12 protein-coding genes and 1 other annotated feature are annotated in these 10187 nt (G+C 72.1%); of the genes, 7 read left to right on the top strand and 5 right to left on the bottom strand.

Annotated features, from left to right (window positions below; all coding sequences use genetic code 11):
- Positions 1-58 precede the first annotated feature (58 nt).
- Positions 59-1323 (bottom strand): IS3 family transposase gene (locus R8Z57_RS05250; RefSeq protein ID WP_318352687.1). Its coding sequence is split into 2 segments (ribosomal slippage): positions 59-1029 and positions 1029-1323, totalling 1266 coding nucleotides; the frame shifts between segments, so codons are not numbered across the junction.
- Positions 911-1039: a sequence feature (AL1L pseudoknot), on the bottom strand. (Overlaps the previous gene by 129 nt.)
- Before the next feature lie 702 nt (positions 1324-2025).
- On the opposite strand from R8Z57_RS05250, the gene R8Z57_RS05245 reads away from it, so the two are divergent.
- The 7 genes from R8Z57_RS05245 to R8Z57_RS05215 all read left to right on the top strand — a co-directional run bounded on the left by R8Z57_RS05245 (position 2026) and on the right by R8Z57_RS05215 (position 7590).
- Complete coding sequence (locus R8Z57_RS05245; RefSeq protein ID WP_318352686.1) at positions 2026-3642, top strand: protoporphyrinogen/coproporphyrinogen oxidase; 1617 nt, start codon at positions 2026-2028, stop codon at positions 3640-3642.
- Between the two features lie 99 nt (positions 3643-3741).
- Positions 3742-4131, top strand: a complete 390-nt coding sequence (locus R8Z57_RS05240; RefSeq protein ID WP_318352685.1) for a hypothetical protein — start codon at positions 3742-3744, stop codon at positions 4129-4131.
- Between the two features lie 3 nt (positions 4132-4134).
- Complete coding sequence (locus R8Z57_RS05235; protein WP_318352684.1) at positions 4135-4536, top strand: phage holin family protein; 402 nt, start codon at positions 4135-4137, stop codon at positions 4534-4536.
- The gene (locus R8Z57_RS05230; RefSeq protein ID WP_318352683.1) at positions 4526-4825 is read left to right on the top strand and encodes a hypothetical protein; all 300 of its coding nucleotides are present in this window, start codon (positions 4526-4528) and stop codon (positions 4823-4825) included. Before R8Z57_RS05235 ends, R8Z57_RS05230 begins: the two co-directional genes overlap by 11 nt.
- A 183-nt stretch (positions 4826-5008) precedes the next feature.
- The gene (locus R8Z57_RS05225; RefSeq protein WP_318352682.1) at positions 5009-5854 is read left to right on the top strand and encodes a uroporphyrinogen-III synthase; all 846 of its coding nucleotides are present in this window, start codon (positions 5009-5011) and stop codon (positions 5852-5854) included.
- A 5-nt stretch (positions 5855-5859) separates the two neighbouring features.
- On the top strand, positions 5860-6843 hold the full coding sequence (cofD, locus tag R8Z57_RS05220) for a 2-phospho-L-lactate transferase (RefSeq protein ID WP_318352681.1): 984 nt from the start codon (positions 5860-5862) through the stop codon (positions 6841-6843).
- A 3-nt stretch (positions 6844-6846) separates the two neighbouring features.
- Positions 6847-7590, top strand: coding sequence for a sulfite exporter TauE/SafE family protein (locus R8Z57_RS05215; RefSeq protein WP_318352680.1), 744 nt, complete (start codon positions 6847-6849; stop codon positions 7588-7590).
- Positions 7591-7627: 37 nt separating this feature from the next.
- Here R8Z57_RS05215 and R8Z57_RS05210 read toward each other — a convergent pair whose 3' ends face one another.
- The 4 genes from R8Z57_RS05210 to fgd all read right to left on the bottom strand — a co-directional run bounded on the left by R8Z57_RS05210 (position 7628) and on the right by fgd (position 10186).
- A complete protein-coding gene (locus tag R8Z57_RS05210; RefSeq protein WP_318352679.1) occupies positions 7628-7894 on the bottom strand; it encodes a hypothetical protein in 267 nt (88 codons plus the stop codon).
- 30 nt (positions 7895-7924) lie between these two features.
- Positions 7925-8356: a cupin domain-containing protein gene (locus R8Z57_RS05205; RefSeq protein ID WP_318352678.1), complete on the bottom strand. Its 432-nt coding sequence runs from the start codon at positions 8354-8356 to the stop codon at positions 7925-7927.
- Between the two features lie 97 nt (positions 8357-8453).
- On the bottom strand, positions 8454-9176 hold the full coding sequence (cofC, locus tag R8Z57_RS05200) for a 2-phospho-L-lactate guanylyltransferase (protein WP_318352677.1): 723 nt from the start codon (positions 9174-9176) through the stop codon (positions 8454-8456).
- Complete coding sequence (fgd, locus tag R8Z57_RS05195; protein ID WP_318352676.1) at positions 9173-10186, bottom strand: glucose-6-phosphate dehydrogenase (coenzyme-F420); 1014 nt, start codon at positions 10184-10186, stop codon at positions 9173-9175. The genes cofC and fgd overlap by 4 nt, the downstream gene beginning before the upstream one ends.
- Position 10187: the final 1 nt, after the last annotated feature.

The following is a 10187-nucleotide window of genomic DNA, read 5'->3' as shown; positions in this document are numbered from 1 at the left end:
GGACGTCGGGCGAGTTCGCGGGAGATCGTCGAGCGGGCGACACTGAATCGCCCCGGGTTCAGTGGAGGGCGAGTTCTCCCAGCGCCGGCTGGCTCTGGGGGTTGATCTCACGGTAGTACTCGTTCTCCTTCTCGATCGGTGTGAGGTATCCGATCGATGAGTGCAGCCGGTTCTCGTTGAACCAGTGCACCCAGGAGAGCGTCGCGAGTTCGAGCTCGTCGGCGGTGCGGAACGGGCCGTCGATCTTCACGCATTCGGTCTTGTAAAGGCCTACGACCGTCTCCGCCAGCGCATTGTCGTAGCTGTCGCCGACGGTTCCGATCGATGCGATCGCGCCGACATCCGCGAGCCGCTCGGAGTAGCGCAACGCGGTGTATTGCGACCCAGCATCCGAATGCTGAATGACGCCGGTGACGTCTTGGCCGGCGCGGTCGCGGACCCACAGTGCCATCTCCAGCGCGTCCAGCGGCAGGTCGGTGGGCATCCGGTCCATCGTCCGCCAGCCCACGATCCGGCGCGAGTAGACGTCGGTGACGAACGCGGTGAACGCCATCCCCGACCACGTTGGCACATAGGTGAAGTCGACCACCCACAGCTCGTTCGGCCGGTCCGCGCGGAAGCAGCGCTGCACGTGATCCGGTGGCCGGAACGACGCCCCGTCAGCTCTCGTGGTGATGAACTGCTTGCCGCGGCGGACACCGCGCAACCCTTGTTGCCGCATGAGACGCTCGACCGTGCAGCGGGCCACCGTGATGCCCTGACGGTGCAGCAGATGCCAGATCTTCCGGGCGCCGCTGATCCCGCGACCGAGCTTGCGGTCCCAGAACACCCGCTCGATCTGCACGACCAGCTCCGCGTCGCTGAGTGCTCGCGCAGACGGCGGTCGCTTCTTGAACGCGTAGTAGCCGGACGGGGCGATCTTCACGCCATGCTCGGTGAGCACGCGGCAGATCGGCTCGACCCCGAACCGGTCACGATAATCGTCGACGAATTGAACTACCACGGCAGTCGCGGGTCGAGCTCCCGCGCAAAGAACGAGGATGCCGCCAACAAGATTTCGTTCGCACGCTTCAGTTCACGGTTCTCCGCCTCAAGCTGCTTGATCCGAGCCGCGTCGCTCGTCGTGGTGCCGGGGCGCTCGCCCGCGTCGATCGCGGCCTGCTTGCACCAGCCTCGCAGCGTGTCGGCGTTGACCCCGACACGCTGCCCGATCCGAACGACCGCCTGATTCAGAGACAGCTCCGGATCTTCCTTCCTGGCCTCGGCAACAAGCCGCATCGCACGCTCACGAAGCTCCGGCGGATACTTCCTCGGTGCTGGCATAAGTCTCATCCTCTCGGGGAATCAGACCCTCCACGAGAGCCGGGGCGATTCAACACCGAGCTGTCGGGCGAGTTCGGCCTGCGTCACACCGGCCGCGACACCTGCCTCGATGCGGACCCTGTCCATCGGCGACAACCGTCGCCCGTGCCCCACGGCAGGACTGGCAGGCAACACCGACACCCGATCACGCACACCGCCCACAGCACCAAGAACCAACTCCATGCCGACGAGCCTCGCCCAGATCCCGAGCTCCGCTGCGCCCACCCCTAATGCACGAGCCGCCGACGCCGCACTCTCACCAGCCAGCAGCATCCGCAAACCCTGAGCACGAACCTCCAACGACGCATGCGATCCCACAACCGACCAACCCTCCCAGACCACCAGCCCGCGAATGTTGCACTGACCGCTAGAAACCGCCACGTCGTCGGCGCCCAGGACATGCTGTCTCGCCGAGATGGTGCTATCTCGGCGGGAGTGAAGGGACGAACGTGCCGGGCACGCACGGCGCGCAGGCGCGTCGCCCTGGGCTCGGGTCGCGCTGGGCCCGGACCGCCCACCACCGTCGAGATAGTGCGTTCTCGGCGAGAGGCCATGTTGTCGGCGCCCAGGACGTGGTGGTGTCTCGCCGAGATGGTGCTATCTCGGCGGGAGGGGGAGGACGGCGGGCGGGAGCGGGCGGGGCGGCAGGGCGCGGATGGGAGGATGGATGCCGTGACCGGCGCACCCGAACCGCTCGACGAGCTCGTGACCCACGCGCACGAGACCAGCGTGGTGGTGATCGGCGGCGGCATCGCCGGGCTCGTGGCCGCGCTCGAGTGCGCGAAGGTCGGGATGCCGGTGACCCTGCTCGAGGCCTCGGACCGGCTCGGCGGCACGATCGCGTCCGCCGAGATCGACGGACTCCTGGTCGACGCCGGCGCGACGTGCTGGTCCACCCGCGGAGGCGCCGTGAAGAGCCTCGTCGACGAGCTCGGCCTCGGCGAGCGCGTCGTGACGCCGCGCACCGACCAGACCTGGATCTCGGGGACAGCACGCGGCTCGGCCGCGCCGGTGCCCGCCGACGCCGTGCTCGGCATCCCCGCGAACCCGTGGGATGACGCGGTGCGCCGCATCATCGGCTGGCGCGGCGTCTGGCGCGCGTACGTCGACCGTCTGCGCCCGCCGCTCACCATCGGCAAGCAGCGCAACCTCGCCGCGCTCGTGCGCAGCCGCATGGGGGCGGCCGTGCTCGAGCGTCTCGTCACGCCGCTCTCGGTCGGCGGCTTCGGCGTCGCCCCCGGCGAGATCGATGTCGTCTCCGCCGCACCCGGGCTCACCACGGCGCTCACGCGCACGGGCTCGCTCGGCGGTGCGGTCGCCGACCTGCTCGTCGACCGCGACGGGTCTTCGCCGATCGCCGGGCTGGACGGCGGCATGACGCCGCTGGTCGCCGCGATCGCCGAGCGGCTCGGGCTGCTCGGCGCCGACGTCGTCACCGGCGCACGCGTCGCGGGCCTGACGCGCGTCGACGGCCGGTGGCGGATCGACCTCGCACCCGCCTCGGACGAAGACGGCCCGGCCGCCGGCGACCCCGCGAGGCCAGCAGCGGCCGCGGATGCCGCCCGCCTCTCGGGCGCGACACCCCGTGGACCGCTGCGCGCCGACCTGGTGATCGTCGCGACCGGCGAACGCGCGGCGCGGGGTCTGCTCGGACTGGAGGATGCCGCGCCTGGCGCCGACGGCGTGCTCCGCGAGGTGGTGACCCTCGTCGTGGACGCTCCCGCGCTCGACCCCCAGCCGCGCGGAGCGCAGGTGTATCCGGTGCCGGGCACCCGGTCGGCGTCGGGCCTCGTGCATCAGACCGCGCGCTGGGAATGGCTCGCGCGTGCCGCCGGCCCGGGCCGGCACGTCCTCAGCGTGGCCTTCGACGGACCGACCGCCGTCGACGCCGCCTCCGATGCCCCCGCCGGCCACGCAGCCGCCGGCCACGCCTCCGGCGGCGGCCACGCAGCCGCCGGCCACCCGACGCGCGGCCTCGACGACCGCGCGGCGATCCAGCGGGCGGTGGCCGAGGCATCCGCTCTCCTCGGCAGTCCTCTCGACGAGAGCGCCGTGCGCGGCGCCCGTCGCGAGGCGTTCGTGCTCGCGCGTCCGGCCTCGACGCTCGGGCACGCCGAGGCGACCGCCGCCGTCCGCGCCCGCATCGGCCGCCGGGAGGGGCTCGCCGCGGTGGGCGCGTGGCTCGCGGGCAGCGGGATCTCGCGCGTCGCCGCCGACGCCCGCGCGGAGGCCGATCGCCTGCGCCGCAGCGCGCTGTGGGGCCGAGCCTCGGCCGGATGAGTACGTCGCGTCCACCCGTGTCAAGGGTGGATGCCGGAATCGGAATACGGGTCTACCCTGGGAGGGTCGTCAGGTGCACACCGAGCGTGAGGAGACCTCATGAGGGGCAAGGCTGGACTCGTCGTCGGACTCGCGATCGGGTACGTGCTCGGCACGCGCGCCGGCCGGGAGCGCTACGAGCAGATCAAGGGCCAGTGGCTCAAGGTCTGGAACATGGACCCGGTGCAGGAGCAGGTCGGCAAGGTCAAGGACTTCGCCAAGTCGCAGGCGATGGCGCTGCCGTCGACGCTGTGGGACTCCGCGGTGAAGGTGGCGCAGGCCGCCGGCTCGAAGGGCACCCCCGGGCAGAGGCTCGACGCCGCGATCAAGGTCGGTCAGGACTCCGCCGATGACGTGGGCACGGCGGCGCAGACCTCCGCGCGGGCCGTCAAGGACGCCGTCGACGACGCGATCGACGACGCGTCCGAGAACGGTCGCGGCGGGGCCTGACGCATGACCACGCCTCGTGGCTTCCGTGATCGCGCAGACGACAGTCTGCTCACCCTGATCGGCGACATCCCGGAGCTGATCCGCAACCTCGTCATCGCGGAGATCGACGCCGCCAAGGCGTGGCTGGCCCGCACCGCGAAGGACGGCGGCTGGGGCGCACTCTGGGTGTTCGCCGCCCTCTTCGTGCTGTTCTGGTCCGTCCCGGTGCTCGGCACCTTCGTCATCGCGGGGCTGTCGTCGTGGTGGCCGGTCTGGCTCTCGGCGCTCGTCGTGTTCTTCGCGATGCTCGTCGTCACCGCGGTGCTGGCGCTGCTCGGCATCCTCCGCTTCAAGAAGATCGGCGAACGGCAGAACCCCGTGCAAGCGATCGCCCAGGACATCCAGGAGGTTCGCGATGAGCTCTGACGCCGTGGCGCCGCTGCCCTCTTCCCCCGTCGCGCTTCCCCGCACCGCGGTGCCGATCGGCGTGGGCGATCCCGTCGAGCAGGCGCGGGCCGAGCTGAAGGCGGCCCTGGCCGCCATCGAGCAGAAGGCCAATGTGCCGCGCCGGGTCGGGCGTGCGGTCGACGACGGCATCACGAAGGCGCGGGACTTCCAGTGCCGCAATCCCGCCGCCGCCGCGGTCGCCGTCATCGTCGGGGCCGTCGCGGTGGGTGCCGCGGTCTGGGGTTTCGTCCGGCTCTACACGCGCTGAGCGCCGCGGGTCCGCCCCGGCGGACCACCGGCTCGCACCCGCCTGGATCGGGGGTATGCTCGTGAGGCAAGGCAGTGCAATGGTGCGTATGCTGCCGATCGCGCGAGCCCGATTCGATTCGCGCATCGGCTGCTCGAACGTCATGGGCGGCCGACTGAGCACCACCGAGAGTCGACCCCCCTTATGAACACTGCCGCAGCACAGCATCAGTCCGCCAAGCCCCTGACCGGCTGGCGCGTCCTGGTGCCCCGAGGCGGCCCCTGGGGCGACGGCGTCGCGGCGACCCTCCGTCGCCAGGGTGCGACGCCCGTGATCGCCCCGCTCATCAACTTCGCGCCGACGAACGACCAGGCCACGCTCGAGCAGTCGCTCGCCGACCTGGCGGCCGGCGCCTTCGACTGGCTGACCGTGACGAGCGCCACCACTGTCGATGTGCTGTACGCCTACCGTGCCGTGGTCCCCGCGAGCACGAAGATCGCCGCCGTCGGCGAGACGACTGCGGCAGCCCTGCTGGCCGTCGGCTACCGGGTCGACCTCGTCCCCGAGCGCGACAACTCCGCGGCGGGCATGGCCGAGCAGCTCATCGGGCTCGAACCGCAGCCGCGCGACATCCTCACCCTGCGCAGCGAGATCGCCAAGCCCGTGCTGACGCGCATGCTCACCGATGCGGGGCACCACGTCCGCAGCGTCGTCGCCTACCGCACCGTGGGCGTGCCCGTCACCGACCGGATCGCCGAAGACGTGCGATCGGGGCGCATCAACGCCATCCTCGTCACGAGCGGCTCGGTCGCCGAGCAGGTGCATCAGCAGTTCACCGATATCCCGCGCACGACGCTGATCGCCGCGATCGGCCCCCGCACCGCCAAGGACGCCCGCCGTGCCGGGCTCGATGTCGACGTGGTCGCCGACGCCCAGACGGTCGATGCGCTCATCGACGCCGTCGCCAAGTTCTCCCTCCCGCACGCGGCCGACGAGTTCGCGCCGAAGACCGGCGTGCTGCCGCAGCTGCGCTCCGAGCGCCAGGGCTGACCGGCGTGTCGGCTGCGCCTCGCGTCGTCGTGCTCGCGGGCGGGGTCGGCGGCTCGCGCTTCGTGCTCGGCGTGCGCGCCGCGCTGCGCGCCCGCGGGCTGGCCGACACCGCCGCATCGCTCACCGTCGTCGTCAACACCGGTGACGACCTGTGGCTCTCGGGCGTGCGCCTGCAGCCCGACGTCGACTCGATCACCTACGCGCTGGCCGGGGTCAACGACGCCGAGCGCGGCTGGGGCCGCCGGGACGACAGCGAGCGGGTCAACCGCGAGCTGCAGGAATGGGGCGCGGGCTGGCCGTGGTTCACGCTCGGCGACCTCGATCTCGGCACCCACCTCGCCCGCACCGGCTGGCTCCGCGAGGGGCTCACGCCGACGCAGGTGCTCGAGCGGATGTCGCACCGCTGGGACCTCGGCGCCCGCCTGCTGCCGATGACCGACGCCGAAGCCGACACCGTCGTGGTGCTCGGCGACGGCACGCGGCTGCACTTCCAGGAGTGGTGGACGCGTCACCGCGCGACGCTCGCGCCCGCGCGCTTCGAGAACCCGGGCATCGACGCCGCTGCGCCGGCGCCCGGTGTCACCGGGGCGATCGCGGCGGCCGACGTCGTCCTGCTCGCCCCGTCGAACCCGGTGGTGTCGATCGGCCCGATCCTCGCCGTGCCCGGCATGCGCGAGGCCGTCCGCGCGACCGCGGCTCCCGTCGTCGGCGTCTCGCCGATCATCGGCGGCAAGGTCGTGCGCGGCATGGCCGACGTGTGCCTCACGGCCATCGGCGTCGAGACCTCCGCCGCCGCGGTGGCAGGACTGTACGGCGCGCGCAGCGCCGGGGGACTGCTCGACGCCTGGCTCCTCGCCGAGGAGGACGCCGCGCTCGCCGACGACGTCGCGGGACGCGGCATCCGTCCGCTCGTCCGTCCGCTCTGGATGACGGATGCCGCGGGCCAGGCGGCGCTGGGCGACGCGGCGCTCGTCGCGGCCGGGATCTGAGCCGTGCCCGAGCTGACCTGGTGGGCGTGGGCGCTGCTCGCCTTCGCCGCCATCGTGGTGGGACTGTCGAAGACCGCGGTGCCGGGCGCGGGCACGATCGCCGTCGCGATCTTCGCCGCGGTGCTGCCGGCGAAGCAGTCGACCGGCGTGCTCCTGCTGCTGCTGATCGTCGCCGACATCTTCGCCGTCACGATGTACCGGCGTCACGCCGACTGGCGCACGCTGCTGCGCCTCGCGCCCGCCGTGGTGGTGGGCGTGCTGGTGGGCGTCGTCTTCCTGTGGTTCGCCGACGACCTGTGGGTGAAGCGGTCGATCGGCGTGATCCTGCTCGCCGTCATCGCCATCACACTGCTGCGGCGCCGGTTCGCGTCGGGCGTCGACGGCGGCGGATCGCACCGCGTCGCGGCGGCGACCTACGGCACGCTCGGCGGCTTCACCACCATGGTGGCCAACGCGGCCGGCCCCGTGATGTCGATGTACTTCCTCGCGGCGCGGTTCGAGGTGAAGGCGTTCCTCGGGACCGCTGCCTGGTTCTTCGCGATCGTGAACCTCTTCAAGGTGCCGTTCTCGATCGGCATCGGCATCATCACGGTCCCCGGACTGTGGATCGACCTCGTGCTCGTCCCTCTCGTCGTCGCGTCGGCGTTCCTCGGGCGGTGGCTCGCCGACCGGCTCTCGCAGTCGGTGTTCGAGAAGCTCGTGATCGTCTTCACGATCGTCGGCGCGGTGTACCTGCTGGTCGCCTGATCCGCGTCACGGCTCGGGCAGCCCACGACGAGTCCGGTCAGCGGTCGCGGCGCGGCCGCCGGGCGAGCCACCAGGCGAGCGCTCCGAGGCCGAGGGTGGCGGCGCCCCAGAGCCACAGGCTCGTGTCGATGCCGAGGATCGAGCGCGACGCGCTGCCGCAGTAGCTCTCGCCCGAGGCCGGTGCCACGGCGCAGTAGCCGCTCGTGAGCACCGGCGCGAACAGCACGGCCGAGATCACCACGGCGACGGCCACCCACGCCGCGATGCGCACCCCGGACGGCGACGTGCGGCGATGCTCGGTCATGCGGTCAGAGTAGCGCCGACCGCGCCCGCCTCACGCCCAGGGCGCGGGGCGGTCGCTGTCGCGCGTGCCGTCGTCGGGAAGGTGGGGCAGCTCGTGCCCGCCGGCGCGGATGCAGAGCCAGCGCAGCTGCTCGGGGCTGTCGGGCGTCGCCCGCCAGGTGCGCCACACGCCCTGGCCGACGCGCACCACGGTGCCCGGGCCGACGTCGACGATGTCGTCGTCGAGTCCCATCTGGCCGCGGCCGGCGAGGAAGACGTAGAGCTCCTCCACCCGCGAGTGGGTGTGCCAGTAGCCGGCCTGCTCACCCGGCTCGTACGAGTTCGCCGTCATGCCGATGTACTGCATCGTCATGTCGTGGTCGACCACACGCCGCCCGTCGCGCGAGCTCTCCGGACGGAACCCGCCGTAGTAGTCCCGCCACTCGTCGAGTCCGCCCATCTCCAGCACCTGGTAGTCGCTCATGGCGCCACGTTATCGAGTCAGAACGCGTCCGCGACCCGGGTGGCAGGTTTGCGCGCACGATCGGCAGGGTGGAGAACGGGGATGCTGCGGCCCCACGTCATGTGAACAGCGCCGCGGTGCGCGGTCCGAGACCCAGGGCGCGCGCGGCCTCGAGCTGGTCGGCGGTGTCGACGTCGCGGCGGAGGGTCGAGGCATCCGTCACCGCCAGCGCGTGGCACCCGAGGGCGACGTGCCGGGCGAACGACCCGTCGCCGAAGGCGGACGTCCACGCCGTGCCGGGCGCCGCCGTCACGAGCGTCGAGCCGGTGCCCTCGGCGTCCGCCACGACGGCGCGGTCGACGGATGCCGCGGCCCGCAGCGCGTCGGCGAGATCGGCGGGGCGCAGGGCCGGGAGGTCGCCGAGCAGGGCGGCTCGCGGCATCCGTCCCGCCGGGTCGATCGCGGTCATGCCCGTCGCGACCGCCGCGTCGAGTCCGCGCGGCTCGCCCTCGGGGACGAACCGCAGGGCGGGGATCATCGCCGCCTCGCGCGCGAGCGCCGGGTCGTCCGACACGACGACCACCTGCAGCACGAGCTCGCAGCGCGCCGCGGCCTCGATCGTGTCGAGGGCGATCGCGCGGGCGAGCTCGGCGCGTTCGGCACCGGGCACGTCGAGCCGCGACTTCCCCTGCGTCGACCGCTTCACGGGGATGACGACGACCCAGCGGGGTCTGCGCAACTCCACGGATGCGGCGGCGTCGGCCCCCACTGCAGGCGATTCGGGGTGCCCCGCGCTCGAATCCGTGGAGTTCTGCCGCCGGCGCCCGAACAGCGGGCTCACGCGCCGTAGGTCGCGCGCAGGCGCGGCAGGATCTCTTCGCCGTACATCCGCAGGAAGGCGCCCTGGTCGTGCCCCGGGTCGTGGAACACGAGGTGGCGGAAGCCGAGGTCGATGTACCAGCCGATGCGCTCGACGTGCTCGTCGGGGTCGTCCGACACGATGAACCGCGACGCGGCCCGCTCGATCGGCAGCTCCTCGCCGAGCCGCTGCATCTCGATGGGGTCGTCGACGCCCATCTTCTCCTCGGGGGTGAGGGCGAGGGGCGCCCAGAACCGGGTCTTCTCCCGCGCTTCGTCGAGGGTCGAGGCGAGCGAGACCTTGATCTCCATCAGCGTGTCGATCGCGTCCGGCGCGCGGCCGGCCTTCTCGAGACCCTCGTGCAGCGCGGGCAGGAGCGTGTCGGTGTAGAGCTCGCGCTTCTTGCCCGAGGTCGTGATGAAGCCGTCGGCGATCCGGCCGGCCAGGCGGGTCGCGGCGGGGCCGGCGGCGCCGATGTAGATCGGCACCGGCTCGGGAAGCTTGTCGTAGATCGTGATGTTCTTCGCGTGGTAGTAGGTGCCGTCGAACGTGACGCGGTCTTCTGACCACAGCCGCCGGATGAGGCCGATCGCCTCCTTGAGCCGCTGGAACCGCTCCGGCGGATCAGGCCACGTGATGCCGAGGTTCGCCTCGTTCAGCGCCTCGCCGGTGCCGACGCCGAGGATGACGCGCCCCGGGTACATCACGCCGAGCGTCGCGAAGTCCTGCGCGACGACGGTCGGGTTGTAGCGGAAGGTCGGCGTGAGCACCGAGGTCCCGATGAGCACGCGCGAGGTCTTCGCGCCGAGCGCCCCGAGCCAGGGAACGGATGCCGGGGCATGCCCGCCGTCGTGCAGCCACGGCTGCAGGTGGTCGGAGATGAAGACCGAGTCGAAGCCGGCCTCCTCGGCCTGGACGGCGAAGTCGAGCAGCTCGGTGGGGCCGAACTGCTCGGCCGAGGCCTTGTAGCCGAAGCGAAGGGGAATGCTCATG

The organism is Microbacterium sp. M3, assembly GCF_033548675.1.
Lineage (GTDB): Bacteria > Actinomycetota > Actinomycetes > Actinomycetales > Microbacteriaceae > Microbacterium > Microbacterium arthrosphaerae.
The sequence above is the reverse complement of the archived record's forward strand: the minus strand, read 5'-3'. Positions and strand labels throughout refer to the sequence as shown.

What these genes read in the sequence shown, in the direction of transcription:
- R8Z57_RS05210 (WP_318352679.1), bottom strand. Translation starts at nt 7,894, where the DNA reads ATGACCGAGCATCGCCGCACGTCGCCGTCCGGGGTGCGCATCGCGGCG.
- R8Z57_RS05230 (WP_318352683.1), top strand. Translation starts at nt 4,526, where the DNA reads ATGAGCTCTGACGCCGTGGCGCCGCTGCCCTCTTCCCCCGTCGCGCTT.
- fgd (WP_318352676.1), bottom strand. Translation starts at nt 10,186, where the DNA reads ATGAGCATTCCCCTTCGCTTCGGCTACAAGGCCTCGGCCGAGCAGTTC.
- R8Z57_RS05240 (WP_318352685.1), top strand. Translation starts at nt 3,742, where the DNA reads ATGAGGGGCAAGGCTGGACTCGTCGTCGGACTCGCGATCGGGTACGTG.
- R8Z57_RS05245 (WP_318352686.1), top strand. Translation starts at nt 2,026, where the DNA reads ATGGATGCCGTGACCGGCGCACCCGAACCGCTCGACGAGCTCGTGACC.
- R8Z57_RS05235 (WP_318352684.1), top strand. Translation starts at nt 4,135, where the DNA reads ATGACCACGCCTCGTGGCTTCCGTGATCGCGCAGACGACAGTCTGCTC.
- R8Z57_RS05225 (WP_318352682.1), top strand. Translation starts at nt 5,009, where the DNA reads ATGAACACTGCCGCAGCACAGCATCAGTCCGCCAAGCCCCTGACCGGC.
- R8Z57_RS05205 (WP_318352678.1), bottom strand. Translation starts at nt 8,356, where the DNA reads ATGAGCGACTACCAGGTGCTGGAGATGGGCGGACTCGACGAGTGGCGG.